At 72.6% G+C, this 24,944-nt stretch carries 25 protein-coding genes and 1 riboswitch; of the genes, 13 read left to right on the forward strand and 12 right to left on the reverse strand.

Going from position 1 to position 24,944, the window contains the following annotated elements; all coding sequences use genetic code 11:
- Positions 1 to 11: 11 nt before the first annotated feature.
- Positions 12 to 149: riboswitch (cobalamin riboswitch) on the reverse strand.
- A gap of 169 nt (positions 150 to 318) precedes the next feature.
- Positions 319 to 540, reverse strand: a complete 222-nt coding sequence (locus IE142_RS29360) for a hypothetical protein (protein WP_043374477.1) — start codon at positions 538 to 540, stop codon at positions 319 to 321.
- Positions 541 to 574: 34 nt separating this feature from the next.
- The gene (locus IE142_RS29365; RefSeq protein WP_191888547.1) at positions 575 to 1,816 is read right to left on the reverse strand and encodes an inorganic phosphate transporter; all 1,242 of its coding nucleotides are present in this window, start codon (positions 1,814 to 1,816) and stop codon (positions 575 to 577) included.
- Positions 1,817 to 2,040: 224 nt separating this feature from the next.
- Here IE142_RS29365 and IE142_RS29370 point away from each other — a divergent pair, with 224 nt between their 5' ends.
- The 3 genes from IE142_RS29370 (at position 2,041) to IE142_RS29380 (ending at position 5,912) form a co-directional block, all read left to right on the forward strand.
- A complete protein-coding gene (locus IE142_RS29370; RefSeq protein ID WP_370466434.1) occupies positions 2,041 to 2,778 on the forward strand; it encodes a class II aldolase/adducin family protein in 738 nt (245 codons plus the stop codon).
- 66 nt (positions 2,779 to 2,844) lie between these two features.
- Positions 2,845 to 3,972 (forward strand): alpha/beta hydrolase family protein, encoded by a 1,128-nt coding sequence (locus IE142_RS29375; protein ID WP_191888548.1) that lies wholly within the window; start codon positions 2,845 to 2,847, stop codon positions 3,970 to 3,972.
- A gap of 521 nt (positions 3,973 to 4,493) precedes the next feature.
- The gene (locus tag IE142_RS29380; protein ID WP_191888549.1) at positions 4,494 to 5,912 is read left to right on the forward strand and encodes a hypothetical protein; all 1,419 of its coding nucleotides are present in this window, start codon (positions 4,494 to 4,496) and stop codon (positions 5,910 to 5,912) included.
- Positions 5,913 to 5,940: 28 nt separating this feature from the next.
- Here the strand turns inward: IE142_RS29380 and IE142_RS29385 are convergent, their stop codons facing one another.
- On the reverse strand, positions 5,941 to 6,345 hold the full coding sequence (locus IE142_RS29385) for a VOC family protein (protein ID WP_191888587.1): 405 nt from the start codon (positions 6,343 to 6,345) through the stop codon (positions 5,941 to 5,943).
- A 301-nt stretch (positions 6,346 to 6,646) separates the two neighbouring features.
- Here IE142_RS29385 and IE142_RS29390 point away from each other — a divergent pair, with 301 nt between their 5' ends.
- The 3 genes from IE142_RS29390 (at position 6,647) to IE142_RS29400 (ending at position 9,763) form a co-directional block, all read left to right on the forward strand.
- On the forward strand, positions 6,647 to 8,245 hold the full coding sequence (locus IE142_RS29390; RefSeq protein ID WP_043374489.1) for an ABC-F family ATP-binding cassette domain-containing protein: 1,599 nt from the start codon (positions 6,647 to 6,649) through the stop codon (positions 8,243 to 8,245).
- Between the two features lie 335 nt (positions 8,246 to 8,580).
- Complete coding sequence (locus IE142_RS29395; RefSeq protein ID WP_003976983.1) at positions 8,581 to 8,802, forward strand: helix-turn-helix domain-containing protein; 222 nt, start codon at positions 8,581 to 8,583, stop codon at positions 8,800 to 8,802.
- Positions 8,803 to 8,959: 157 nt separating this feature from the next.
- Positions 8,960 to 9,763 carry an enoyl-CoA hydratase/isomerase family protein gene (locus tag IE142_RS29400; protein ID WP_191888550.1) on the forward strand — a complete coding sequence of 268 codons (804 nt, stop codon included), beginning with the start codon at positions 8,960 to 8,962 and terminating at the stop codon, positions 9,761 to 9,763.
- A gap of 35 nt (positions 9,764 to 9,798) precedes the next feature.
- Here the strand turns inward: IE142_RS29400 and IE142_RS29405 are convergent, their stop codons facing one another.
- The gene (locus tag IE142_RS29405) at positions 9,799 to 10,566 is read right to left on the reverse strand and encodes a nucleopolyhedrovirus P10 family protein (protein WP_191888551.1); all 768 of its coding nucleotides are present in this window, start codon (positions 10,564 to 10,566) and stop codon (positions 9,799 to 9,801) included.
- An 88-nt stretch (positions 10,567 to 10,654) separates the two neighbouring features.
- On the opposite strand from IE142_RS29405, the gene IE142_RS29410 reads away from it, so the two are divergent.
- Genes IE142_RS29410 through amaP form a run of 5 tightly spaced genes read left to right on the forward strand, consistent with a single transcriptional unit; the run spans position 10,655 to position 12,959 of the window.
- Positions 10,655 to 11,122, forward strand: coding sequence for an Asp23/Gls24 family envelope stress response protein (locus IE142_RS29410; protein ID WP_043374498.1), 468 nt, complete (start codon positions 10,655 to 10,657; stop codon positions 11,120 to 11,122).
- A 28-nt stretch (positions 11,123 to 11,150) separates the two neighbouring features.
- On the forward strand, positions 11,151 to 11,336 hold the full coding sequence (locus IE142_RS29415; protein ID WP_043374500.1) for a hypothetical protein: 186 nt from the start codon (positions 11,151 to 11,153) through the stop codon (positions 11,334 to 11,336).
- Positions 11,333 to 11,716, forward strand: coding sequence for a hypothetical protein (locus tag IE142_RS29420; RefSeq protein ID WP_191888552.1), 384 nt, complete (start codon positions 11,333 to 11,335; stop codon positions 11,714 to 11,716). Before IE142_RS29415 ends, IE142_RS29420 begins: the two co-directional genes overlap by 4 nt.
- Positions 11,713 to 12,375, forward strand: a complete 663-nt coding sequence (locus tag IE142_RS29425) for a DUF6286 domain-containing protein (RefSeq protein ID WP_191888553.1) — start codon at positions 11,713 to 11,715, stop codon at positions 12,373 to 12,375. The genes IE142_RS29420 and IE142_RS29425 overlap by 4 nt, the downstream gene beginning before the upstream one ends.
- On the forward strand, positions 12,372 to 12,959 hold the full coding sequence (gene amaP, locus IE142_RS29430) for an alkaline shock response membrane anchor protein AmaP (RefSeq protein ID WP_191888554.1): 588 nt from the start codon (positions 12,372 to 12,374) through the stop codon (positions 12,957 to 12,959). Before IE142_RS29425 ends, amaP begins: the two co-directional genes overlap by 4 nt.
- A gap of 96 nt (positions 12,960 to 13,055) precedes the next feature.
- On the opposite strand, the gene IE142_RS29435 is transcribed toward amaP, so the two are convergent.
- From IE142_RS29435 to IE142_RS29470, 8 genes are all read right to left on the reverse strand, one after another.
- Positions 13,056 to 13,811 (reverse strand): SDR family oxidoreductase, encoded by a 756-nt coding sequence (locus tag IE142_RS29435; protein ID WP_191888555.1) that lies wholly within the window; start codon positions 13,809 to 13,811, stop codon positions 13,056 to 13,058.
- Between the two features lie 4 nt (positions 13,812 to 13,815).
- Positions 13,816 to 15,603, reverse strand: coding sequence for a glycoside hydrolase family 15 protein (locus IE142_RS29440; protein ID WP_191888556.1), 1,788 nt, complete (start codon positions 15,601 to 15,603; stop codon positions 13,816 to 13,818).
- A gap of 63 nt (positions 15,604 to 15,666) precedes the next feature.
- Positions 15,667 to 16,458 carry an SURF1 family cytochrome oxidase biogenesis protein gene (locus tag IE142_RS29445; protein WP_191888557.1) on the reverse strand — a complete coding sequence of 264 codons (792 nt, stop codon included), beginning with the start codon at positions 16,456 to 16,458 and terminating at the stop codon, positions 15,667 to 15,669.
- A gap of 206 nt (positions 16,459 to 16,664) precedes the next feature.
- Positions 16,665 to 16,898, reverse strand: coding sequence for a metallothionein (locus tag IE142_RS29450; protein ID WP_071528763.1), 234 nt, complete (start codon positions 16,896 to 16,898; stop codon positions 16,665 to 16,667).
- Positions 16,899 to 17,004: 106 nt separating this feature from the next.
- Entirely contained in the window at positions 17,005 to 17,997 is a 993-nt protein-coding gene (locus IE142_RS29455; protein WP_191888558.1) for a DEDDh family exonuclease, read from the reverse strand.
- A gap of 113 nt (positions 17,998 to 18,110) precedes the next feature.
- Positions 18,111 to 19,118 carry a CopD family protein gene (locus IE142_RS29460; RefSeq protein WP_191888559.1) on the reverse strand — a complete coding sequence of 336 codons (1,008 nt, stop codon included), beginning with the start codon at positions 19,116 to 19,118 and terminating at the stop codon, positions 18,111 to 18,113.
- 277 nt (positions 19,119 to 19,395) lie between these two features.
- A complete protein-coding gene (locus tag IE142_RS29465) occupies positions 19,396 to 20,916 on the reverse strand; it encodes a S8 family peptidase (RefSeq protein ID WP_191888560.1) in 1,521 nt (506 codons plus the stop codon).
- Positions 20,917 to 21,004: 88 nt separating this feature from the next.
- A complete protein-coding gene (locus tag IE142_RS29470; protein WP_191888561.1) occupies positions 21,005 to 22,579 on the reverse strand; it encodes a S8 family peptidase in 1,575 nt (524 codons plus the stop codon).
- A 265-nt stretch (positions 22,580 to 22,844) separates the two neighbouring features.
- On the opposite strand from IE142_RS29470, the gene IE142_RS29475 reads away from it, so the two are divergent.
- Both IE142_RS29475 and IE142_RS29480 read left to right on the forward strand, forming a co-directional pair.
- Positions 22,845 to 23,201 (forward strand): DUF485 domain-containing protein, encoded by a 357-nt coding sequence (locus IE142_RS29475; RefSeq protein ID WP_029394199.1) that lies wholly within the window; start codon positions 22,845 to 22,847, stop codon positions 23,199 to 23,201.
- Positions 23,198 to 24,832 carry a monocarboxylic acid transporter gene (locus IE142_RS29480; protein ID WP_191888562.1) on the forward strand — a complete coding sequence of 545 codons (1,635 nt, stop codon included), beginning with the start codon at positions 23,198 to 23,200 and terminating at the stop codon, positions 24,830 to 24,832. The genes IE142_RS29475 and IE142_RS29480 overlap by 4 nt, the downstream gene beginning before the upstream one ends.
- The last annotated feature ends 112 nt before the right edge of the window (positions 24,833 to 24,944 follow it).

The following is a 24,944-nucleotide window of genomic DNA, read 5'->3' on the forward strand; positions in this document are numbered from 1 at the left end:
CGCGCCCTGGTTAGAAGAGAACGGCGATGAGAGTTCCTGGCTCCCGGGGATCGCTCCCCGGTCACAGTGGCGGGACCGCGCCGGATTCGCACCGGCTTCCTCTCCTGTCGCCGTATTGGCTTCGGCAGTCCACCACGGCCCGCGAACACCCGTCAACTTGCTGTTGACCTGCGAGGGGGGAGTGTGCGAAGGCCCACACGCGGGCGGTGTGCGCGGGCGCGCGGAAAGGTGCGCGGGCAGACGGAAAGGCGGGGCGTGGGACGGACTCCCAGTCCGTCCCACGCCCCGCCTCACGAGAGTGCGGGATGCACGCGTCGCTCAGGCGACGATCAGGTAGATGCCGTACGCCACCGCCGCGGCGCAGGCCGCGAAGCACGCGTACGCGCCGGTGACCGCGAGGCCCGCGGAGCCTCCCTCGGCGGCGGCCCGCTCCTGGCGGGAGAGACCGGCGATGCCGAGGGTGAACAGGCCCACCAGGGCCACGGTGGCCACGAGGCTGACCCCGAAGACGGAGCCGAGCGCTGCCCAGTCGATGCTCATGGAGGTTCGTTTCCTTCGTACCCGGAGCGCGGGTTCAGACGGTGGTGGTGGCCGACGGGGCCTTGGACTCGGACGCGGAGGCGGCGACGGCGGCCGCCGGCTCCCCAGTCACGCCCGCCGGGGGCGGGGTGACGGCGGCCATCGCCTGGGTCACCACACCGGACTGCTCGGACTCGTCGGCGTCGATGACGTTGGTGTGGTCGACGACCTCGCGCCGGGAGAGCTTCCAGATGGCGGCGCTGGAGGCGACCAGGAAGACCGCGACGAGGGCGGTGCCCCAGTCACCCAGGCCGCACACCCACTCGGCGATCGCGGCGACCAGGGCCGCGGCCGGCAGGGTCAGACCCCAGGCGACGAACATCCGGGTGGCCGTGGACCAGCGGACCACGCCGCCCTTGCGGCCGAGACCCGCGCCCATCACCGCGCCGGAGACCGAGTGCGTGGTGGAGAGGGAGAAGCCGAGGTGGGAGGAGGCCAGGATGACCGTCGCGGCGCTGGTCTGGGCGGCGAAGCCCTGCTGCGGCTGGAGGTCGGTCAGGCCCTTGCCCATGGTGCGGATGATGCGCCAGCCGCCGAGGTAGGTGCCGAGCGCGATGGCGATGCCCGCGGAGAGGATGACCCACATGGGCGGGTCGGAGTCGGGGGCGAGCGAGCCGCCGGCGACCAGGGCCAGGGTGATGATGCCCATCGTCTTCTGGGCGTCGTTGGTGCCGTGGGCCAGCGAGACCAGTCCGGCGGAGGCGATCTGCCCGGTGCGGTAGCCCTTGGCGGCCGCCTTGCCGTCGGCCTTGCGGCCGAGTCGGTACGTCAGCCGCGCGCCGAGCATCGCCGCGATGCCCGCGACCAGTGGGGCGGCGATCGCGGGGAGGAGCACCTTGGTGACGAGCACGTCGCCGTGGACCGCGCCGACGCCCGCCGAAGCGATCGCGGCACCGATCAGACCGCCCATCAGGGCGTGGGAGGAACTGGACGGGAGACCGACCAGCCAGGTCAGCAGGTTCCAGAGGATCGCGCCGACCAGGGCGGCGAAGATGACCTCGGGACGGATGCCGGTCTCGTCCACGAGACCCTTGGAGATCGTGTTGGCGACCTCCACGGAGAGGAAAGCGCCGACAAGGTTGAGGACGGCGGACATGGCCACCGCCACCTTGGGCTTGAGCGCACCGGTCGAAATGGTCGTTGCCATCGCGTTGGCGGTGTCGTGGAAACCGTTCGTGAAATCGAACGCGAGAGCGGTCACCACCACAATCGCGAGGATCAGCGAGAAGCTTTCCATTTACCCAGGCAATCGTTCGAGGTCATTGGCTGGACGAACGTAGGTAACCATGGTGAACGGAAGATGAACTGGACCGGGCGTCGCGGTGACCGGAATCGGGGGTACCGCCTCCCTCCCCGTATTCGCCCCGGTGCTCTCCGGAGACGTGCCTGGCAGGATCGTCGCGAAGCCGGTCGGCGGCGGTACGCGAGGGGTCCGAAGCGGCCGGGGAGGAGAGGGTGACTGTGACGTATTCGCGGACCGGGGAGGCGGGGGAACGGGCGTCCGGACGGACGGGCGCGGACGGCAAACGCGCCCCGGAGGCGGCCCGGGAGGCGGCCTGGGAGGCGCTCGTCGCCACGGCCCATCGGACGGTGGCGGACGGCCTGGTGGTCGGCACCTCGGGCAACGTCTCCGTGCGCGTCGGCGACACGGTGCTCGTCACCCCTTCGGGCGTGCCCTACGACCGTCTCGCCCCCGAGGACATCACCGGCGTCGACCTCGACGGCCGGCAGGTGCTCGGCACGCTGGTCCCCACCAGCGAACTGCCCATGCACCTCGCCGTCTACCGCGCCACCGACGCCGGGGCCGTCGTCCACACCCACGCCGTGCACGCCACGGCCGTCTCGCTCCTCGTCCCCGAGCTCCCGCCGGTGCACTACATGACCGCGGCGCTCGGCGGCCCGGTCCGCGTCGCCCCCTACGCGACCTACGGCACCGACGAACTGGCCCGCACCATGCTCGACGCCCTCACCGACCGCACCGGCTGCCTCCTGGAGAACCACGGCACCATTACCTACGGCACCTGCCTCGACCAGGCCTACGACCGCACCGCCCAGCTGGAGTGGATGTGCCGCCTGTGGCTGACGGCCTCCTCGCTGCCCGGCCGGTCGCCTTCCCTGCTGACCGAGGAGCAGCTGGCCGAGGTGGCGGACCGGCTGCGGGGGTACGGGCAGCGGTCTGAACCCCCCACCGCCGGTTGATCCGAACGGCCCGCCCGTCCGCCGTCCCGGTGGCTTACTCCGGAGCCCCCCGGGAAACTGAAAGGCGTGCGCATCCTCCCCGCGACGGCCGCCGCCGTCACCGCAGCCCTGGCCGCAGGGGCGGCGAGCGTCGCCGCCGGACGGCTCGCCAGCGACGCCGCGCTCAAGGCGCCGCCCGGACGGCCCCTGCCCACCGAACCCCGGCTCACCGTGCACGGCACCGCAGCCGGCCGGATCACCCTCACCCGGGACCTGGCCGCACTGCGCCCCGGCCGCTACGGTCTCGCCGGCGCCGGCTCCCACGCGGTCGTCGGCCCGGTCCTCGGCACGGCCGACCACGGCGCCGACACGGTCGTACGCCGCCTCGAACGCGTCACGCACGGCACCCTCACGGCCGGCGACCGGGTGTGGTTCACCCCGAACCTGTACGTCGGCGATCCGGGCACCGCCCTGGACCTCGAATTCGCCGACGTCGAGGTCCCCGGTGAACTGGGCCCGCTCCCGGCCTGGTTCCTGCCCGGCTCCCGCCCGACCTGGGTCATCGCCGTACACGGCCTGGCCGCCACCCGTGAACACGCGCTGAACATCATCGCGCCCCTGCACCGCCGCGACGTCCCGGTGCTCGCCCTCGCCTACCGTGGCGACATCGGTGCACCGCCCTCACCGGACGGCCTGCACCACTTCGGCGAGACCGAGTGGCGCGATGTGGACGCGGCGATCCGCTACGCCGTCGACCACGGCGCCCGCCAGGTCGTCCTGCTCGGCTGGTCCACCGGCGCCACCATGGCCCTGCGCACGGCCGCGCTCTCCGAAGCGCGCGAGCGCATCGCGGGGCTCGTGCTGGACTCCCCGGTCCTCAGCTGGGAGGTCACCCTGCGCGCCCTGGCCGGCGCCCGCCGCACCCCGGGCGCGCTCCTGCCGCTCGCTGTCCGCGCCGCCCAGGGCCGCGCCGGACTGCACGCCGACCACGACGCCGGGACCGCCGGCCTGTACCGCCCGGCCGTCCCGACCCTGGTCTTCCACGGCCCCGACGACGCGGTGTCCCCTTGGCGGCTCTCCCGCCGCCTCGCCGACGCCCACCCGCGCCTGGTCGCCCTGCACACCGTCAAGGGGGCCCCGCACGGCGCCATGTGGAACGCCGACCCCGAGCACTACGAGGAGACCCTCCGCCGCTTCATGACCCCGCTGGTGTGACCCCGCCGCGCACGCCGCACCTCCAGCGCCGCATGCCGGGCCCGGCCCGCCGGGCGTACGGGGCGGGCCTCCGGCGGTGCGTGCCGTGTGCGCCCCGTCGCGTGCCCGGCGGGGCGCGTGTCGGGCGTCTCGGTGGTCGGTGCTACATGAGCCTGGGCGGATGTTCCCGGAGGAGGGCCCGCCGTGCACCCCGGCGTTCCACGCCGAACCTCCCACCGGCGGGCGCGGTACGTGACAGGCGGGCGTGCGGCGTAGCCGCGGCGGCGTGTGCCGTGACCTCGGCACGCCTCGGCACCTGTGTCGCGGCTGCCCGGCGGGCCGGGGCGCGTTGCCCGCGGCATGTGCCGGGCGACCGTGGCGGAGCCGCACCGCAAGGGGCACCGCCCGGGTTCCGCTTAGCGTCGTACCGGTGGCTTGATCCCGTTCCCGGAGGGCGTTCCGGGCCGGTGAGTCCCCCGTCCCGGACGGGGGTCGTCGCATTCCGTTTGGGTTTTCGGACCGTCAACCGGAAGACTGCAGGCGTGACGTCCCGTATCCCGCGCGACTCCAGGCTCCGACTCGTCCGCCCGCGACCCCTGGCCGCCGCCCCCCAAGCGATGACCCAGCGGCGTCCGCGCCGCGCCGCGCCACGGCCCCCGGAGGGCACACCCGCCCGGTCGGAGCTGGCCAGAATGGCACGCGCCGGTCTTGCCGACGCGGCCCGCGTCGCCCGCTGGGCCGACAGTGCGCTCGGCCGCGGCAGCGCGACCGCCGACGGCAAGGCCACCCTCTCCGAGGCGACCGCCGAACGCGCGGCCCGGGAACTGGGCCTGACCCCGGCCGAGGTCCGCGCCGACTGGGACACCGCCCGCCTCGCCGGACTCGTCGAGGTGCACGGCGACAGTGCCCGCCCCGGCTGGCGGCTGCGCGCCTGGAACCGCGACGACAGCGCCGTGCTGCGCGGCTGGGTCGCCCTCTTCGACGCCTGGTCGCTCGCCCATCCCGAGCCCGCCGGGCAGGAGCCCGCAGCAGTGGCCGAGGTCATCTCCGCGATGCCCCAGGTGCTCTCCTTCCTGCAGCTGTCCGCCGGACCCGTGCCCGTGGCGCAGCTCCTGGACCTGCTGGAGCAGCGCGTCACCGAACTGCGCACCGAGCGCTGCGAGGTGCCCTACGGCCCCCGCCTCGAGCCAGGGACCCCGAAGCCCGCCGAGGCCGCACCGGTGCCGGACGCCACCGCCGACACCCCGCTCGCCCCCCTGCTCGACTGGGCCCTGCACGCCCTCGCCTCCGTCGGCGCCCTGACCTGCGGCGACGGTCACGCCACGCTCACCCCGCTCGGGAGCTGGGCGGTCTGGGTCAAGCTGGAGCAGATCTGCGTCGCCGCGCAGAGCCCCGCCGGCAACATCGAGCAGCCGGCCGAGGACATGCTCCGCGGCTGCGCCCGGCTCCGCCCGAACGCCGCCCGTGCCGAGTACCGCGCCTGGCTCGCCGCCCGCCCCGTCGGCAGCGCCGTCGCGGAGCTGATCGACGCCGCCCGCGGCGAGGACGCCCTGCTGCGCGGCCTCGCCTTCGACGCGCTGCGGGTCGTCGGCGCCCCCGCCGAGCCGGACGTCCGCGCCGTCGTCGACGAGCCGACGCTGCGGCCCTACGCCCTGCTGTGGCTGGCCGAGCACGACGGCGCCGACCCCGAGGACGCCCACCACGTCCTCACCCGTCGGGAGGCCACCTGGCTGTGGGTCGACACCGCCGCCGCCGTCGCCGACCACGGAGAGGCCCCGTTGCTCGTGCGGCACCTGGAGTCCGCGGTGCAGCCCACCGTCCCGGCCCTGCTCGACGAGGTCCGGGCGGTCGGGCACCCGCGCACCGTGCAGGTCCTGGTCGCGCTGGCCGCCGCCCACCCCGACCCCGCCCTGGCCAAGGCCGTGCGCAGGGCGGCGTTCCAGGTGCACACCGGGGGCTGAGGGCGGGACGCGGGCGTCGGGCCCGGTGTCAGGTGCGGATCTCGGGAGCGTAGGTACCGAAGCTCCAGATGTTCCCCTCCAGATCCCGGGCCATGTAGTCCCGCGAGCCGTAGTCCTGGTCGGTCGGGGGCATGAGGATCTCCGCGCCGTGCTCCACGGCCCTGCGGTGATGGGCGTCCACGTCGTCGACCACGACGTAGACCCCCGTCGTGCCCGCGTACGTCATCGCCTCGTCGAAGCGGCTGCCCGTGCCCTTCGAGCCGAGCATGATCGCGCCGTTGCCCTGGGCGAGCTCGGCGTGGGCCACCGAGCCGTCCTCGCCCTCGTACAGGGCGAGCTCCGTGAAGCCGAAGGCCTGGGTGAGCTGGCGGACCGCCGCCTTGGCATCCGCGTACAGCAGCGTCGGAAAGACGCTGGGGCGGCCGCCGTCCATGCCTGGCATGCCGATCACTCCCTCGTGAGTCGGTGTCGGGGACCGGACGCCGCGAAGCTCCCGATGATCCGGAAGTCCCGGAACCCAGCCCTGCGGCCAGTCTTGCACCGCCCACTGACAACGCCCCGGACCAGCACGTCCGAACACGGAGCCCCGAACAGGGGGCCGCCGGACGGCCGGGCCCGGGAAAAGCGCTTGCACAGCCCCGTTAGACTGGCCCCATGGCCATTCTCCTCGCGCATTAGACGGCGGGAATCCACCAGCCGACCGTCCCGCCACCCACCCGCCCAGGAGTCTGACCGTGATCTCCGCCTCCGGCATCGAGCTGCGCGCCGGTGCCCGCGTCCTCATCGAAAGCGCCACCTTCCGCATCGCCAAGGGCGACCGCATCGGCCTGGTCGGCCGCAACGGCGCCGGCAAGACCACCCTCACCAAGGTCCTCGCCGGCGAGGGCCAGCCCGCCGCGGGCAACGTCACCCGCTCCGGAGAGGTCGGCTACCTCCCGCAGGACCCGCGTACCGGCGACCTCGACGTGCTCGCCCGCGACCGCATCCTCTCCGCGCGCGGTCTCGACGTACTGATCCGCAAGATGCGGGAGAACGAGCAGCGCATCGCCAACGGCCAGGGCGCCACCCGCGACAAGGCCCTGCGGCAGTACGAGCGCCAGGAGACCGAGTTCCTCACCAAGGGCGGTTACGCCGCCGAGGCCGAGGCCGCCACCATCGCCGCGGCGCTGAACCTGCCCGACCGGGTGCTCGGCCAGCCCCTGCACACGCTCTCCGGCGGTCAGCGCCGCCGTATCGAGCTGGCCCGCATCCTGTTCTCGGACGCGGACACCCTGCTGCTCGACGAGCCGACCAACCACCTCGACGCCGACTCGATCGTCTGGCTGCGGGACTACCTGAAGACCTACCGCGGCGGCTTCATCGTGATCTCCCACGACGTCGACCTGGTCGAGACGGTCGTCAACAAGGTCTTCTACCTGGACGCCAACCGCTCCCAGATCGACGTCTACAACATGGGCTGGAAGCTCTACCAGCAGCAGCGCGAGGCCGACGAGAAGCGCCGCAAGCGCGAGCGCGCCAACGCCGAGAAGAAGGCCGCCGCGCTTCACTCGCAGGCCGACAAGATGCGTGCCAAGGCCACCAAGACGGTCGCCGCGCAGAACATGGCCCGCCGCGCGGACAAGCTGCTCTCCGGCCTGGAGGCGGTCCGCCAGTCCGACAAGGTCGCCAAGCTCCGCTTCCCGGAGCCCGCGCCGTGCGGCAAGACCCCGCTGACGGCCGAGGGCCTGTCCAAGTCGTACGGGTCCCTGGAGATCTTCACCGACGTCGACCTGGCCATCGACAAGGGCTCCCGGGTCGTCATCCTCGGCCTCAACGGCGCGGGCAAGACCACCCTGCTCCGCCTCCTCGGCGGTGTGGAGAAGCCCGACACCGGCCAGGTGATCGAGGGCCACGGCCTCAAGCTCGGCTACTACGCGCAGGAGCACGAGACCCTCGACCCCGAGCGCACCGTCCTGGAGAACATGCGCTCGGCCAACCCCGACCTGGACCTCGTCGAGGTCCGCAAGACGCTGGGCTCGTTCCTGTTCTCGGGCGACGACGTCGACAAGCCGGCCGGTGTCCTGTCCGGTGGCGAGAAGACCCGCCTGGCGCTGGCCACCCTCGTGGTGTCGTCGGCCAACGTGCTGCTGCTCGACGAGCCCACCAACAACCTCGACCCGGCCAGCCGCGAGGAGATCCTCGGCGCGCTGCGCACCTACAAGGGCGCGGTCGTCCTGGTCACCCACGACGAGGGCGCCGTCGAGGCACTCCAGCCGGAGCGGATCATTCTGCTTCCGGACGGCGTCGAGGACCTGTGGGGCGCCGACTACGCGGATCTCGTCGCCCTCGCTTGATCGAATGGATGATCCACTGCGTATGGATCATTCAGCCGATCCGTGATCCACCATCTGTGTGAGTTCTCCTCATCAGGAGGTGTGTCCTACACGGATTTCGCGGCCGGGCCCCCATTCACCGGGGGCCCGGCCGCGTCGCCTTGCTGACCTGGAACTTCGCCGGAAAACCCGTTCGGGTGTACGGACCCGATTCTCTGGAATCTCGCATTCCGTATGTGGGGACTCGCTCCTGTCGTCACAACCTTGTCTCATCGACCTTGCCGAATGGGTGGCCATGTGGCGCGGGAGGGGTGATCATGAGGAGACCAGAGCGCACTTCCCATGAGGAGGCACGGGTGGCCGAGACTCTGAAGAAGGGCAGCCGGGTGACCGGCGCCGCGCGCGACAAGCTCGCGGCAGACCTGAAGAAGAAGTACGACGCCGGTGCAAGCATCCGGGCGTTGGCCGAGGAAACCGGCCGCTCGTATGGCTTCGTGCACCGCATGCTCAGTGAGTCGGGCGTCACGCTCCGAGGGCGTGGCGGGGCTACCCGGGGCAAGAAGGCCACATCGGCCTGACGTTCCGGGCGACCCCTCGGCTCCGAAAGTGAAGGTGGTCACCCGGTCGGTCGTCGGACCGTCCGGGTGGTTACTGTGCAGTCACTCAGCCCTGTCGTCGTAGGCGAGCCAGCCGGCGTACGACGGGGACGACGACCGTACCTTTCGGAGGCGCCCCATGGCTTCGCCCGCCCACGACCCCGGTCCCGCACTCGACAAGGACGGCGTGCGGCTCACCGTCGACGACGCGATCGCGACGGTGACACTGACCAACCCGGCCAAGCGCAACGCGCAGAGCCCCGCTCTGTGGCGGGCGCTCACCGAGGCAGGCCGGCTGCTGCCGGGTTCCGTCCGGGTCGTGGTGCTGCGTGCCGAGGGCAAGTCCTTCTCGGCCGGGCTCGACCGGCAGGCGTTCACGCCCGAGGGCTTCGACGGCGAACCGTCGTTCATCGACCTCGCGCGGGGCGGCGACGCCGAGCTGGACGCGACCATCACCGAGTACCAGGAGGCGTTCACCTGGTGGCGGCGCAGCGACATCCTGTCCGTCGCCGCCGTGCAGGGGCACGCCATCGGGGCGGGTTTCCAGCTTGCCCTCGCCTGTGACCTGCGCGTTGTTGCGGACGACGTGCAGTTCGCCATGCGCGAGACCAGTCTGGGCCTGGTGCCGGACCTGACGGGTACGCATCCCCTGGTGTCCCTGGTCGGCTACGCCCGGGCGCTGGAGATCTGTGCGACGGGCCGCTTCGTCACGGCTGAGGAGGCCGTGAACACCGGTCTGGCCAACCTCGCCGTGCCCGCGGACCAGCTCGACGGCGCCGTCCACGACCTGGCCTCCGCTGTGCTGGCCGCGCCGCGCGACGCCGTCATCGAGACCAAGGCGCTCCTCCAGGGCGCCCTCGGCCGCGACTACGAGGCCCAGCGCGCCGCCGAACGCGCCGCCCAGGCCCGCCGTCTGCGCGACCTGGCGGGTCTCGGGGAGTGACCGGGCCCAGCGACGCACCGCAGTAGCCGGGCCGGTCAGTCGACCGCCGTCACCAGTACCGCCACCGACGGGCGGTCCGGCAGGGCTTCGGTCACCGCAGTGCGGACCTGCCGGGCCACCTCCAAGGCGCGGTGGTCCGCACGCACCGCCAGTTCCACCCGGACGTGCCGGCGCGGCGGGGCGGACTCCTGCGGCAGTTCCGTGATGTCCACCGGACGGCCCAGCGTCGCCGTCAGCCGGGACACGCCCGGGACGGCCAGCGCCGCGCCGGCCGCACGGCCGGCGTCGCCCTCACCCCGGTCGGGCCCCGGACGCGGCCGGGGGCCAGGCCCGGGAGCGGAATCCGCTGCCGGACCCGAACGCGGTTCCGGAGCCGGTTCCCGCGGTTCCGGAGCCAGTTCGGGCTCGGTGTCCAGGAGGGCCGTCACCCGCAGGTCCACGTCCGTCACCGTCAGGCCCAGCTCGTGCCCCGCCGTCGCCAGAGCGGCCCGCAGGCGGTCGGCCGCCACCGGCAACGGCTCCGCGGTCATCGCCGCGAAGTCGGCGGTCACCCGCAGCGGTCCGGGCGGCAGGGCACTCGGCGGTGACGGCACGGCCGGTTCCCACGCGTCCCCGGGATCGGCGGGCGCCACGCGCAGACCTTCCAGGCGTACTCCCGCCACGGCCCCGGCGGCGGCCATCAGTACCTCGCGGACCGCGCGCTCGGCGATCCACGCGCCGTCCCGCGGCCCGCCCAGCGGCAGCAGCCTGCCGAGCCCCAACTGTTCCCGCACCGCCCGTGTCAACCGGTCCGCCGTCGTCATTCCTCCAGCCTGCCGCATCCCTGGCGCGCGATCGCGCAACCTTGCTTACGGTGGTCGAAGAAGGTCGGACCGGGAAAGGACTGCGGCGATGAGTGACCTGACGGAGAAGGACACGCCCGAGACCGGGGCCCAGCGAGCGCAAGGAGTCCGGCGCGGTGGGGGAGCCCCCGGCGAGCGGGGCCGCACCACCATCGCCGACGGCGTCGTGGAGAAGATCACCGGAATGGCGGCACGCGACGTCGCCGGTGTGCACGCCATGGGCAGCGGCATGTCCCGCACCTTCGGCGCCATGCGCGACCGGGTGCCCGGCGGGGCCAAGTCGGGGGTGACCCGTGGTGTCAAGGCCGAGGTCGGTGAGAAGCAGACCGCGCTCGATCTCGAGATCGTCGTGGAATACGGCGTGTCGATCTTGGACGTGGCCCGCGATGTGCGGGAGAACGTGGTGGCGGCGGTGGAGCGGATGACCGGCCTGGAGGTCGTCGAGGTCAACATCGCGGTCAGCGACGTGAAGCTGCCCGATGAGGAGGACGAGGAGCCGGAGCCTCGGATCAAGTGACGTGGACGCGGACTGAGGGGAGCGCACCATGAGCATGGCCGTGGTCGGCCTGATCGCCGGCATGGCGCTGGGTTTCGCGGGGTATTTCGGCGGTTTCGGCGCCTTCCTGCTGGTGGCGGCCCTGGGAGCCGTCGGGTTCGTCGTGGGTCGCCTGCTGGAGAGCGACATGGACCTCGGTGACCTCTTCCGCTCCCGCGACGACCGGCGGCGGTGACCGACGTGAGCGGTGGGGCCGGCGAGCTCCTCGAACCCCTGACCGTCGTACCGCCGGGCGAGCGCGGAGCCACGCGGATCGCCGACCGGGTCGTCGCCAAGGTCGCCGCGCGAGCGGCGCGCGAGGCGGTCGGCCCGCTTCACCCGGACGCGGCACGCCCGTACGCCACCGTCGTCGTCCACCGCGACACCGCCCACGTCCAGGTCCATCTCGAACTTGACTATCCGTGCGACATCGGCGCCCGCTGCGGGCAGGTGCGTCACCAAGTCGTCCAGCGGGTACGTGCGCTGGTGGGCATGGCGGTGCCGGAGGTCGCCGTCCAGGTGGAGCGGCTGCACCTGGCGGCGGAGTACGGCGCGAGGCAGCGGAGGACGCGATGAGCGAGCCCCAGGGCACGGAGGGCAGCACCCGGCGGCTGCCCGTCATGGAGCCCGTCACCGAGCAGGAGGCGCCCGGCAGCGGCCCCCCGCGGCCCGGCCCCGACACCGCCGGCGGCGCGGCCGGCCGCTTCTGGTCCGCGCGCCGCGTGCCCGCGGGCATCGTCGCCCTGCTGGTCCTGCTTCTCGCGGGCGCCTTCCTCTACGACATCGCCGCCGTGCGCACCGGCCGCTCCGCCCTCGGCCCGCGCCGCGAACTGGCCCGCCTGCTCGCCGAGCGGCCCCTCGACGACACATGGGTCCTGGTCGGTGCGGGAGTCGCCGCGGCCCTCGGGTTCTGGTCGCTCGTCCTCGCCCTCACCCCCGGCCTGCGCAAGGTGCTGCCGATGCGACGCACCCTCCCGGACGTCCGCGCCGGCCTCCATCGGGACGCCGCCGCCACGGTGCTGCGCGACCGGGCCATGGAGGTCGCCGGGGTGCAGTCGGCACGCGTGCGGATGCGCCGACGCAAGGCCCGCGTGCGTGCGCTGTCCCACTTCCGAGAGCTGGACGACGTACGGACCGACCTGGACGGCGTGCTCGACGACGCGGTGCGCGGGCTGGGGCTGGCCCGGCCGCCCGCCGTGTCCGTCAGGGTGGCGCGCCCCGGAAGGAAGGGGTGAGGGCGGTGCTCAGGACCGTCGACCGTGCGCTGCTGGGACTGGTGGGCCTGATTCTGCTCGCCCTCGGCGGCTCGGTGCTGGCCATCGGCTTCGGTGCCCCCGCGCCCTCCTGGTGGCTGCACCGGGGGCCGCACGACGTGCTGCTCAGCACCGCCGAGCGGACCAGATGGCGGGAGGCGGGCTGGTGGTGGCCGGTCGTCATCGCCGCGCTCGCCGTGGTACTGCTGCTCGCCCTGTGGTGGCTGGTGGCCGTGCTGCGTCGCCGCCGGCTCACCGAGGTGCTCGTCGACACCGGTGACGGCGAGGGGGCGGCGCTGCGCGGCCGGGCCCTGGAAGCCGTCATCGCCCAGGAGGCGGACCGCGTGGACGGGGTCGATCGGGCCAAGGTCCGGCTCACCGGCCGCCGCGCCTCGCCGACGGCCCGCGTCCGTCTTCTCCTGGCCCCCCACGTGGACCCCGGCACCGCCCTGGCCGATCTCACCGCCCACGCCCTGACCCACGCCCGCACCTCGGCGAACCTCGCGGCCCTCCCGGCCGAGGTCCAGCTGCGTGGCGTCAAGCACGGGGCCGAGCGGGTCAGCTGACCGCCCGCGGACAGGGCGGCCGTCACCTCGACGCCGGCGGGCGATGTCGCTCGGATCCAGCCGAGCCGGGCCGGCCTGATCCGAACGGCGCCGCGGCTAGAACCCGTGCCGTACCCCGCCGTCCACCGGCAGCATCACGCCCGTCACGTACGAGGCCGCGGGGGACAGCAGGAACGCCGCCGCCCGGCCGAACTCCTCCGGGGCGCCGTAGCGGCGCAGCGGGACGCGGGACTCGGCCGCCGCCCTGGTCGCCTCCGGGTCGGCGGACATGCCGTCCAGCTCGCGCACCCGGTCGGTGTCGATGCGACCGGGCAGCAGGCCGACGACGCGGATGCCGCGCGGGCCCATTTCGTCGGCGAGGGACTTGGCGAAGCCCGCCAGGCCGGGCCGCAGGCCGTTGGAGATGGTCAGGCCGGGGATCGGCTCGTGCACCGAGCCCGACAGCACGAAGCCGATGACACCGCCGTCCTCCAGTGCGGCCGCCGCCGTCCGGGCCAGCCGTACCGCGCCCAGGAACACCGACTCGAAAGCCGCCTGCCACTGGTCGTCGGTGTTGTCGGCGACGAACCCGGGCGGCGGCCCGCCCACGCTGATCAGTACGCCGTCGAAGCGGCCGAAGCGCTCACGGGCGGTGGCGACCAGCCGGTCGGCGGCCTGGGGATCGGCGTTGTCGGCGGCCACTCCCACCGCGTCCGGGCCCAGTGCCGCAGCCGCCTCCACGGCCGTCTTCTCGTCCCGCCCCGTGAGGACCACCTTCGCACCGTCGGCGACCAGCTCGCGCGCGGCGGCGTTGCCCAGCCCCCGGGTGGCTCCCGTGACGACGTACACCCGGTCCTTCAGTCCAAGATCCATGCCCCTATCCTGCCCGCTCGCCCCCGAACAGCGCGAGGGCCGTGTTCACCAGGCCGATGTGGCTGAAGGCCTGCGGGAAGTTGCCGAGCTGGCGGCCGGCCACCGGGTCGTACTCCTCGGCCAGCAGTCCCACGTCGTTGGCGAGCCCCACCAGCCGTTCGAACAGCTCCCGGGCCTCCTTCGCGCGACCGGCGGCGTGCAGCGCGTCCGCGTACCAGAAGGAGCACACCAGGAAGGTCCCCTCGCCGCCCGGCAGCCCGTCGACGGGTTCCCCCTCGGTGCTGTACCGGCGCACGAGGCCGTCCCGGGTCAGCTCCGTGCCGATCGCGTCGACCGTCCCGACGACCCGGGGGTCGTCCGGCGGCAGGAACCCCACGCGCGGGATGAGCAGCAGCGAGGCGTCCAGCTCCCGGGAGCCGTAGGACTGGGTGAAGGTGTTGCGCTCCGGGTCGTAGCCTTTCGCGCACACCTCCCGGTGCACCTCGTCACGCAGCTCGCGCCAGCCGTCCGGATCACCGCCGCTCAGTTCCGGGTGCTCCTCCAGCGTGCGCACGGCCCGGTCCAGCGCCACCCACGTCATCACCTTCGAGTGCACGAACTGCCGGCGCCCGCCGCGCACCTCCCACAGCCCCTCGTCGGGCTCGCGCCACGCCGTGGCCAGGAAGTCCATCAGCGCGCACTGCAGCTCCCACATCTGCGGCTGCGGGGGCATGCCCGCCAGCCGGGCCAGCGACAGGGAGTCCATGACCTCGCCGTACACGTCCAGCTGGAGCTGGTTCACGGCGTCGTTGCCGACCCGTACGGGCGTGGACTCGGCGAAGCCGGACAGCCACGGCAGCTCGAACTCCGGCAGCCGCCGCTCACCCGCCAGGCCGTACATGATCTGCAGGTCCGCCGGGTTCCCCGCGACCGCGCGCAGCAGCCAGTCGCGCCAGGCCTCGGCCTCCTCCAGGTACCCGGCCGACAGCAGGGCGCCCAGGGTGAGGGTGGAGTCCCGCAGCCAGCAGAAACGGTAGTCCCAGTTGCGTACGCCGCCCGGCTCCTCGGGCAGCGAGGTGGTCGGCGCGGCCACGATGCCGCCGGTGGGCTTGTAGGTGAGCGCCTTGAGGGTGATCAGCGAGCGGACGACGGCGTCCCGGTACGGACCGTCGTAGCGGCAGTGCGCGGCCCAGGCCCTCCAGTCCTCGATGCTGTGCTCCAGGGCGATGAACGGGTCGACCAGTGCGGGGCGGAATTCGTGCGAGGGGTGCCAGGTGAGGACGAACGCGACCTTCTCGCCCTCGGCGACCGTGAACTCCGCGTGGGTCCCGAAGTCCTTGCCCCAGCTGCGCACCTCCGGTTCGCTGCGCAGCCACGCCGAGTCCGGCCCGGCGACCGCCACCCGGTGGCCGTCGGCCCGGCGCATCCAGGGCACGACCGAGCCGTAGTCGAAGCGCAGCCGCAGCACGCTGTGCACGGTGACCTCGCCGCGCAGGCCCTCCACGACGCGTACGAGGTCGGGGGCGCGGTCGCGCTGGGGCATGAAGTCGGTGACCCGTACGGCGCCGTCCTCGGTCTCCCACTCGGTGTCCAGGACCAGGGTGTCCGGCCGGTAGGCGCGCCGGGTGCAGCGCTCCGCCCCCTCGGGGGCGATACGCCAGTGGCCGTTGTCCTCGTCGCCGAGCAGCTTGGCGAAGCAGGCGGCGGAGTCGAAGCGGGGCAGACAGAGCCAGTCCACGGAGCCGTCCGTGCCGACCAGGGCCGCGGTCTGCTCGTCGCCGATGAGCGCGTAGTCCTCGATGCGGGGGTGCACGGGATTCCGTCTTCCCGACGAGGAGCGGAGCAATCGGATCCGTTCGCGCGCTCCGCCGGGCGGCTACACCGCCGCGGGTTCCGGCTGCGCCGGCTCCACGTCCTCGGCGGCCTCACGATCGCGCTTCTCGCGGCGGACCAGGAACCACCAGCCGACCGGTACGGCGGCGGCGAACAGCCACCACTGGACGGCGTACGCGAAGTTCAGCGCGGCGTCCTCGTTGCCGGGCCTGCCGATCCGCTCCGGGGTGTCGCCCTTCGGCTCCGGCTCGATCAGGACGACGTATCCGCCGAGGACCGGGGCGTCCAGGCGCTCGGCCTGCTGCTCACTGTTGATGAGCATGATCTGCCGGTCCGGCAGTCCCTCGAGGTCCTTGATGCCGCTCGCTTCGGTCGTCTCGTCGGGCATGAGTCGCCCGGTGACGGTGATCTCTCCCCGGGGCGGCGCGGGGACCTCGGGGAACGCGGTCTGGCTCGGGCCGTCCGCGGGGATCCAGCCCCGGTTGACCAGCAGGACCTTGCCGTCGTTCAGCACGAAAGGGGTCAGTACGTGGTAGCCGATGTTGTCGTCGGAGTCGGTGCGGCGGCGGACGACGACCTCCCGGTCCGTGTCGAAGTGCCCCTTCGCGGTGACGGTGCGGTACCGCTCACGCGTGGTGATCTTCTTCCCGGGAGCGGTCAGCGACTGAGCGGGCACCGGCGCCGCGTCGAGCGCCCGCGCGACCAGGTCGTTCCGGGCGGTGCGTTCCTCGTAGCGGTGCATCTGCCAGAGGCCCAGCCGGATCATCGTGGGGATGAGCAGCACGGCGACCAGCGTGAGGATCACCCACTGGCGGGACAGGAGGAAGCGGTACACGCATCGACGGTACCTTGACCGCGATCGGCCCTCGCGGGGAGGTCCCCGCGAGGGCCATGGCCCCGCGTCGGCGGGGAGCACACCACCGGCTTGTAGCGCCGGGGGGTCTACCGCGGACCATTCCCGCGTCGGCGGGAGGCACGTTCGACACCCATGCCGCGGCGTGGATGTCAGCAAGCCGTTCGCCGGGCGGTCACGCGAACCGCTCAGACCTTGTCGACGATCCCCGCCCTCCCCTCCGCGCGGGCGCAGTGGGCGCCGCAGTACCAGTGGCCCTCGACCTCGACGCCCTGGCCGATGATCTGCACCCGGCAGTGCTCGCAGATGGGGGCCATCCGGTGGATCGCGCAGGAGAAGCAGTCGAAGACGTGCACCGCTCCCTGGGCGTGGACCTCGAAGGTCATTCCGTAGTTGTTGCCGCAGACTTCACATGTCGCCATGCGCCACAGGGTGAGCCGTCACCGCGACGCGGGCGAGCGGGCGCCGGGCGAGTCGCCCGGAATCACCCGTCCGTACGGCTCGTCCTCCGTTCCCGCACGGACCGGCTCACGGCTCGGCGTCCGCGGGCTCGACGTCCCGCAGGAGCTGCCCGAAGGCCGCCTCGTCCACCACCGGCGTGCCGTACTGGCGGGCCTTGACCACTTTGGACGTGCCCGAGTCCGGGTCGTTGGTGACCAGGAGGCTGGTCAGCCGGGACAGGCTGGTGGCCACGTGCAGGCCGGCCTCGGTCGCGCGGTCCTCCAGCAGGTCCCGCTCGACCGAGGTGTCACCCGAGAAGGCGACCCGCATGCCCTGCTTGAGTCTCTTGCCCTCTACGTAACGGCCCGGGTTGGGATACGGGCAAGCGGGCCTCCGGCGGGAGGGGCGCCAACTGGACGGCCGGTAGCCGCCGTAACCGGCCTGCTGTCCGATCCGGGGGGCGGGCGCGTCCGACCACTCGGTCAGCGGCCGGCACTCGTGCAGCGGCAGCCGCAGACCGCCCGCCGCCGCGGCGAGCAGGCTCGGCCGGAACACCTCCGCCAGCACCCGCGCGTCGTCCAGCGCGTGGTGCGCCCGCTGCTGCACGACTCCGAAGTGGGCGGCCAGCGACTCCAGCTTGTGGTTGGGCAGCGGGAGGTCCAGCGCCTTGGAGAGCGCGATGGTGCACAGCCGCTGCCGCACCGGCGCCGCACGCTCGGCGCGGGCGTACTCGCGGGCGATCATCTGCCAGTCGAAGACGGCGTTGTGCGCCACGAGCACCCGTCCGTCGAGGCGGGCCGCGAACTCCTCGGCGACGTCCGGGAAGAGGGGCGCGCCCCGGAGCACCTCGCTAGTCAGACCGTGTATCCACACCGGGCCCGGGTCCCGCTCCGGATTGACCAGGGTGTACCAGTGGTCCTCGACCTCGCCGCGGGCGTCCAGACGGTAGACGGCCGCGGAGATGATGCGGTCGTCGCGGGCCAGGCCGGTGGTCTCCACGTCGACGACCGCGTATCCCTGCGGATACGCGGTCGGCCACGCCGTGGCGGACGGCGCTGCGGTCGTACGGTCTTCGAGCATGGTCCATGAGGATACGGGCCGCGACCGACACTCGGGTCAGGCAGGTGCCGCGCGGCGCCGCGGCGGAACGGTCCCTCCGTCAAGCGACCGGCCCGGAGCGGAAGTTGTGGGGCTCACCACCGGATCGGTACCGGAAGGGCCGTCAGCAGTCCGGACACCGCGACCACGACACCGAGGACGGCGACCTCCGCGCGCGCGGGGGAGCAGGCGGTCAGCGGGTCGGCCGCACGGCTCAGCCGGACCCTGGCCCACAGGGCGAGAGCGGTTACGGCGACCATGAGGATCACCTTGGCGAGCAGGACCCGTCCGTACGCCGTGTCCGTCAGCTGGTCCACGATCGTGCCCGGCGGCATCCGGCGCAGCGAACTGCACACGCCGGTCGCCGTGATGGCGGCGAGCAGCACGGCCGCCACGCGCGCGTAGAGCCCCAGCAGGGCCGGGCCGGCCTCGGCGTCCCGCCAGGCGCGCAGGGTCCGCAGCGCGTACAGCAGGCCGCCCACCCACAGCGAGGCGCACGTCAGGTGGACGAGGGTCAGGCCCGACCCGAGCAGCGGGCTGTACTCGGTCGTGGGGTGCGCGCGCAGCGCCTCCGCGACGATCACCGCGGCCAGCGGCCAGACCTGGAGGCCCGGCCGGCGGGAGGTGGCGCACAGGCCGGCCGCGAGGAACGCGTTGACCTCCAGGAGCGCGAGTTTGCCGTCGCGGGACGAGTAGAGGCCGCCGACGTCGATGTCGGCGACGCTGTCCGGCACCAGATTGCCCGTTGCCACCACCGACGCCAGGCCCAGCGCGGCGACGAAGCCGACGGCGCTCGCGTAGGCGGACCAGGTGCGGGGGCGTTCCGGGGGAGCGCCGGGGAGCGACTTGGCGAGCCGGTTCACGAAGAGTTCGCCGAGCGAGACGCTCAGCGCGGCGAAGAGCACCGTGCGCAGCAGGGCTATGCCGCCGGTGCCGGGTGCCTCGGCCTCCCCGGTGCCGTGCAGGGCGGGGGACGGGCCGAGGACGGGTATCAGCGCGGCCAGCACCACCAGCACGAGCACGGCCGCGGCCCGGCCGGCGCCGGAGGGCCGCGCGTGCCGTCCGGTGCCGGTGGTCCGGGACGGGGGTCTTGTCAAGGTCACCTCGAGATCTTCACCAGCTCCCCAGATCCGGGCAAGTTCCGGAGAACAACTGGCGGTCCGGCATTCCGTACATGAGGACGTTTTCGGCCGCCGTACGGTTCGGGGATCGCCGGAAGCGGGTGAGTGAGGCGTCACACTCACCGTGCGGCGTCCGTCCCCTGCCGGTCGGATGCTCAGGGGGCGCGGGGACCTCGCCGCACGCACGAGGCGGGCCGGGAGAGAACCCCCGGCCCGCCTCACGCGCGCGTGGTGACCGTCGTGGCCACCGGGACGCCGGTTACCGGGTCACCGCGTCCAGCGCGTCCGCCATGCCCCAGCCGTAGAAGCCGTTGCGGTTCTTCGAGCCCTCGCACACTGCGTCGACCTTGCCGTCGCCGTCGATGTCGTACGGCTTGGTGCACGCGGTGGCGTCGGCCTGGGCGTACAGCAGGGCCTTGACCATGGCCGGGGAGGCGTGCGGGTGCGTCGACTTGATCAGGGCGGCCACGCCCGCGACGTGCGGCGAGGCCATCGACGTACCGGCCATGTAGCCCCACTTGCCGCCGGGCAGCGTGCCCAGGATCAGTCCGCTGGTGGCGGGCGGCTCGGGCTTCTGGTAGGCCGTCGAGTCGCCGCCGGGCGCGGCGATGTCGACGACGCCCAGACCGTGGTTGGAGAAGGACGACTTGAGGCCCTTGGCGCCGGTCGAGGCGACCGTCACGACGCCCGGCAGCTGGGTCGGGATGTCCAGGCACTCGGACGGGTCGACGACACGGTCGCCGGGCGCGGTGTCGTTCGGGGAGGACGGGTCGGTGATCTCGTCGGAGGAGAGGTCGTAGTTCTCGTTGCCGGCCGCGGCGACGTTGACCGCGCCCTTCTTCTCCGCGTACCGCGAGGCCCGGGTGACGGCCTCGACGAGCGCCTTCTGGTCCGGGTCGTTCTTGCAGTTGAAGTACCAGGGGTCGGTGTAATAGCTGTTGTTGGTCACGTCCACGTCGTGCTCGGCCGCCCACATGAAGCCGCAGACCACGGCCTCGGTGTAGAAGAAGCCGTCGGGGTTGGACACCTTGATGCCGGAGACCTTCACCCCGGGTGCCACGCCGGTCATGCCGACGCCGTTCTTGGCGGCGGCGATCTCCCCGGCCACGTGGGTGCCGTGCGGGCTCTCCGCCGCGCTCGGCCGCCAGGCGCCGTCGGTGGTGTCCGGCTTGCCGGAGACGCAGTTGACGGAGGCGTCCCGGTCGAAGTTCGGGGCGATGTCCGGGTGGGTGTCGTCCACGCCCGTGTCGATGACCGCGACGGTCACCTTCTCGCTGCCCAGCGACTTCTCGTGCGCCTTGTCCGCCTTGATGGCGGGCAGGTCCCACTGGAGTCCCTGCAGCGGGTCCTGGCCCTCGGCGGCCTCGGCGGCGGCGATCTCCTGGCCACTGAGCACCTTCGGCGCACCGGTGTCGGTGGTGGCGGCCGACGGCAGCGGCGCGGTGCGGGTGGCGCCGGCCGACTGCACGCCGCGCACCTTGCGGACGGTCTTGGCGAAGTCCGGGTTCGCGGAGTGGACGACGACCACGCCGATCCGGTCGTACGACGTCACGATCGTGCCGCCGGCCTTGGTTATCTCCCGCTTCACGTGTGCCGAAGGGCCGTGCCCGGCGCGGACGTTGACGACGTAGCTCATCGAGGACGACGAGTCCGCCGAGAGCGTGGGAGCGGCCTCGGCGGCGGAGGCCGGGGCGCCCGGCAGGAACGCCAGCGACGCGGCCATGGCCATGCCGGCCGGGATCGCGAGGGCACGGCGGTGACGCGGGTGGGGAGCTGTCATGTGCGGTGTCTCCAGTTCGTTCGTGCAACCGGTGCGTGACGGTGGAAGGGAGGCGTGTGGGCCGGGACGAGGGGTGGGCGCGGGCGGGTCACTTCACCGCGCGCAGCGCGTCGACGATGCCGAAGCCGTAGAAGCCGTTGACACGCTCGCCGCCCTCGCAGACCGCGTCCTGCGCGCCGTCGCCGTCCTGGTCGTATGAGGCCGGGCAGCCGGGGTTGTCCGTCTGGGCCTTCAGCAGTCGCTGGAGCTGCGCCGGGGACGCCCAGGGGTGCTCCGACTTCAGCAGCGCGGCGACGCCCGCGGCGTGCGGGGAGGCCATCGAGGTGCCCTGGAGCCAGGCGTACTCGTTGTTCGGCATGGTCGACAGGATGCGGCCGTTCTTCGAGGGCGTGTCCGGGATCTGGTAGCGCCCGTCGCCGCCCGGCGCCGCGACGTCGACGACGCCCTCGCCGTACGAGGAGTAGTAGGACTTCTCCTTGTCGACGCCGGTGGCGCTGACGGTGACGATGCCGGGCAGCTGGGTCGGCACGTCGAAGCACTCGTGCGGGTCGATGGTCCGCGTCACCGGCGTGGAGTCGTCGGGGCTGGAGTCGTCGACGACGGCGTCGGAGTCCAGGTCGTGGTTGGAGTTGCCGGCGGAGGCCAGGTGCAGGGTGCCCTTGTGCTGGGCGTACAGCTGGGCCCGGTTGACCGCGTCGACGATCGCGCGCTGGTCCGGGTCGTCCATGCAGTTGTACAGCCAGGGGTCCACGTAGTAGCTGTTGTTGGTGATCTCCACGCCGTGGTCGGCGGCGAACATGAAGGCGCAGACGACGTTCTCGGGGTAGAAGAGGCCGTTGTCCGGGTCGCTCACCTTGATGCTGGAGACCTTCACGCCCGGTGCGACACCGGCGACACCGATGCCGTTGCGGGCGGCGGCTATCTCACCGGCCACGTGGGTGCCGTGGTAGTCGTCGGCGGTGTACGGCCGCCAGGCGCCCTCACTGGTGTCGGCCTTGCCGCCCACGCAGTTGGCGGACTGGGCGGCGGAGAAGTTCGGGGCGAGGTCGGGGTGGGTGTCGTCGACGCCGGTGTCGATCACGGCGACGGTGACCCGGGAGCTGCCCGGGTTGATCTTCGCGGCCTTGTCGGCGCCTATCGCGCGCAGGTCCCACTGGTCCGCTTCCAGGGGCTCGCTCGCCCCGGCGGCCTCGGACGCCTTCGCGGTCCGCGCGGCCTGCTCGTCGGTGAGCATCTCGGCGGCGCCCTGGTCGGTCGTCCCGGCGGCGGTCAGCGGCGCGGTGCGGGTCGCGCCCGCGGACTGCACCCCGCGGACCGTGCGTATCTCCTCGCCGAAGTCCGGGTCGGCCGAGTGGACGACGATCACGCCTATCTTCCGGTACGTGGCGACGACGCGGCCGTCGGCCTCGGCTATCGCCCGCTGCACCGACGCGATCGTGCGGTGGTCCGTCCGCGTGTTGACCACGTACGCGAGGTCGGGCGCGTCCGAGGCCCCGGCGGTCCGGGCGGCCTCCTGGGCGGTGTCCGCACCCGGGGCGGCCGAGGCGGCCGCCGGCAGGAAGCCGAGCGACGCGGTGAGCGACAGCACGACCGGCACGGCCAGAGCGAGCCGTCGTCTGGAACGCGACGACCGCGAGGGGCGCGGGGAACGCAGATGATCCATGGGGTCTCCACATCATCCGGGAACGAGGCCGGCCCGAGACGCGGGTGGTGCCCGGGCAGGTACATGACGGAGCGGTGCAGGGTGAAGCTATCCCTCGCGGTCGCCGGCCAGCAATGACCCGCGACGGGTGACTTCGGAAAGTGCGGCGCGGGTTGAACCGGTGCCGGTGGAGCGCCGTGTCGTTGGACAGGGAGCCAGAGCACGATCAGGCCCCCGTGAGAACACCGAGGTCCGAGCCGTCATGTCCGTCGTACGAGGAGACTCCGTGGCAACCGACGCACCGCCCCCCTCGAAAGAGGAACGCCATCTTCCGTCACCCGAGGAGTTCTCCGAAGTGCAGCAGAGCGCTGAGTTCGCCGAACTGCGCCGCTCCTTCCGCTCCTTCGCCTTCCCGCTGACGATCGCGTTCGTCGCCTGGTACCTGCTGTACGTGCTGCTGTCGAACTACGCCGGCGGCTTCATGGGCACCGAGCTGTTCGGCAACATCAACGTCGCCTTCGTCTTCGGCATCGCCCAGTTCGTCACCACGTTCCTCATCGCCTGGTGGTACTCGCGGCACGCCGCCGCGAAGCTCGACCCCAAGGCCGAGGCCATCAAGTCCCGGATGGAGGGCGGCGCATGAGCCCCGCACAGACCGTTCTCGCCGCCGAGCTCGCCGCCAACGAGGCCAGCGAGCACCGCCCGCTGATCATCACCCTCTTCGCCGTCTTCGTCCTCGCCACGCTAGGCATCACCGTCTGGGCCGGCCGCCAGACCAAGGACGCCGCCGACTTCTACGCGGGCGGCCGGTCCTTCAGCGCCTTCCAGAACGGACTCGCCGTCTCCGGCGACTACATGTCCGCCGCGTCCTTCCTCGGCATCGCCGGCGCCATCGCCCTCTTCGGCTACGACGGCTTCCTGTACTCCATCGGCTTCCTGGTCGCCTGGCTGGTCGCCCTGCTCCTGGTCGCCGAGCCGCTCAGGAACTCCGGCCGCTACACGATGGGCGACGTCCTCGCCTACCGCATGCGCCAGCGCCCCGTGCGCACCGCCGCCGGCACGTCCACGATCGTCGTGTCGATCTTCTACCTGCTGGCCCAGATGGCGGGCGCCGGCATCCTCGTCTCCCTGCTGCTCGGCATCACCTCCGACGCCGGCAAGATCCTCATCGTCGCCCTCGTCGGCATCCTGATGATCGTGTACGTCTCCATCGGCGGCATGAAGGGCACCACCTGGGTCCAGATGGTCAAGGCCGTTCTGCTGATCGGCGGCACCATACTGATCACGTTCCTGGTGCTGCTGAAGTTCGACTTCAACATCTCCGACCTGCTGGGCACCGCAGCCGAGAAGAGCGGGCACGGCGCCGCCTTCCTGGAGCCCGGCCTCCAGTACGGCACCGACGGCACCACCAAGCTGGACTTCATCTCCCTCGGCATCGCCCTGGTGCTGGGCACGGCCGGCCTGCCGCACATCCTGATCCGCTTCTACACGGTGCCCAACGCCAAGGCCGCCCGTAAGTCCGTGAACTGGGCGATCGGCATCATCGGCGCCTTCTACCTCATGACCATCGCGCTCGGCTTCGGTGCCGCCGCACTCGTCGGACCGAAGGAGATCACCGAGTCCAACGCGTCCGGCAACACCGCCGCGCCGCTGCTCGCCCTGCACGTGGGCGGCGTCGACTCGGCCTGGGGCGCGATCCTCCTCGCGACGATCTCGGCGGTGGCCTTCGCGACCATCCTCGCCGTGGTCGCCGGTCTCACCCTCGCCTCGTCCTCGTCCTTCGCGCACGACATCTACGCCAACGTCATCCGCAAGGGCCAGGCCACCGAGAAGGAGGAGATGCGCGCGGCCCGCTGGGCGACCGTCTTCATCGGCATCGTCTCCATCGCGCTCGGCGCCCTCGCCCGCGACCTGAACGTGGCCGGCCTGGTCGCCCTGGCCTTCGCGGTGGCCGCGTCCGCGAACCTGCCGACCATCCTCTACAGCCTCTTCTGGAAGCGGTTCACCACCCAGGGAGCCCTGTGGTCGATCTACGGCGGTCTGCTCGTCGCCGTCGGCCTGGTGCTGTTCTCACCCGTGGTCTCCGGCGACCCGAAGGCGATGTTCCCCGACGTGGACTTCGCCTGGTTCCCCCTGAGGAACCCGGGCATCATCTCCATCCCGTTCGGCTTCTTCATGGGCTGGCTCGGCACGGTCCTGTCGAAGGAGGAGCCCGACAAGGCGAAGTACGCGGAGCTGGAGGTCCGGTCCCTGACCGGCACCGGCGCCCACTGATCCCACCCCGCGCGCGGCCCCGTCGTAGATCCTCACGACGGGGCCGCGCCGTACGCCCTAGGGTCGGCCCGCTGTCGATGTCGGACGCGTCACGTAGGCTCGCAGGTGTCGG

The sequence above is a fragment of the Streptomyces mutabilis genome (assembly GCF_014649815.1).
Taxonomy (GTDB): Bacteria; Actinomycetota; Actinomycetes; order Streptomycetales; family Streptomycetaceae; genus Streptomyces; species Streptomyces mutabilis.

What these genes read in the sequence shown, in the direction of transcription:
- IE142_RS29360 (WP_043374477.1), bottom strand. Translation starts at nt 540, where the DNA reads ATGAGCATCGACTGGGCAGCGCTCGGCTCCGTCTTCGGGGTCAGCCTC.
- IE142_RS29365 (WP_191888547.1), bottom strand. Translation starts at nt 1,816, where the DNA reads ATGGAAAGCTTCTCGCTGATCCTCGCGATTGTGGTGGTGACCGCTCTC.
- IE142_RS29385 (WP_191888587.1), bottom strand. Translation starts at nt 6,345, where the DNA reads ATGGACGGCGGCCGCCCCAGCGTCTTTCCGACGCTGCTGTACGCGGAT.
- IE142_RS29400 (WP_191888550.1), top strand. Translation starts at nt 8,960, where the DNA reads ATGGCTTCGCCCGCCCACGACCCCGGTCCCGCACTCGACAAGGACGGC.
- IE142_RS29405 (WP_191888551.1), bottom strand. Translation starts at nt 10,566, where the DNA reads ATGACGACGGCGGACCGGTTGACACGGGCGGTGCGGGAACAGTTGGGG.
- IE142_RS29410 (WP_043374498.1), top strand. Translation starts at nt 10,655, where the DNA reads ATGAGTGACCTGACGGAGAAGGACACGCCCGAGACCGGGGCCCAGCGA.
- IE142_RS29415 (WP_043374500.1), top strand. Translation starts at nt 11,151, where the DNA reads ATGAGCATGGCCGTGGTCGGCCTGATCGCCGGCATGGCGCTGGGTTTC.
- IE142_RS29425 (WP_191888553.1), top strand. Translation starts at nt 11,713, where the DNA reads ATGAGCGAGCCCCAGGGCACGGAGGGCAGCACCCGGCGGCTGCCCGTC.
- IE142_RS29435 (WP_191888555.1), bottom strand. Translation starts at nt 13,811, where the DNA reads ATGGATCTTGGACTGAAGGACCGGGTGTACGTCGTCACGGGAGCCACC.
- IE142_RS29450 (WP_071528763.1), bottom strand. Translation starts at nt 16,898, where the DNA reads ATGGCGACATGTGAAGTCTGCGGCAACAACTACGGAATGACCTTCGAG.
- IE142_RS29455 (WP_191888558.1), bottom strand. Translation starts at nt 17,997, where the DNA reads ATGCTCGAAGACCGTACGACCGCAGCGCCGTCCGCCACGGCGTGGCCG.
- IE142_RS29465 (WP_191888560.1), bottom strand. Translation starts at nt 20,916, where the DNA reads ATGACAGCTCCCCACCCGCGTCACCGCCGTGCCCTCGCGATCCCGGCC.
- IE142_RS29470 (WP_191888561.1), bottom strand. Translation starts at nt 22,579, where the DNA reads ATGGATCATCTGCGTTCCCCGCGCCCCTCGCGGTCGTCGCGTTCCAGA.
- IE142_RS29480 (WP_191888562.1), top strand. Translation starts at nt 23,198, where the DNA reads ATGAGCCCCGCACAGACCGTTCTCGCCGCCGAGCTCGCCGCCAACGAG.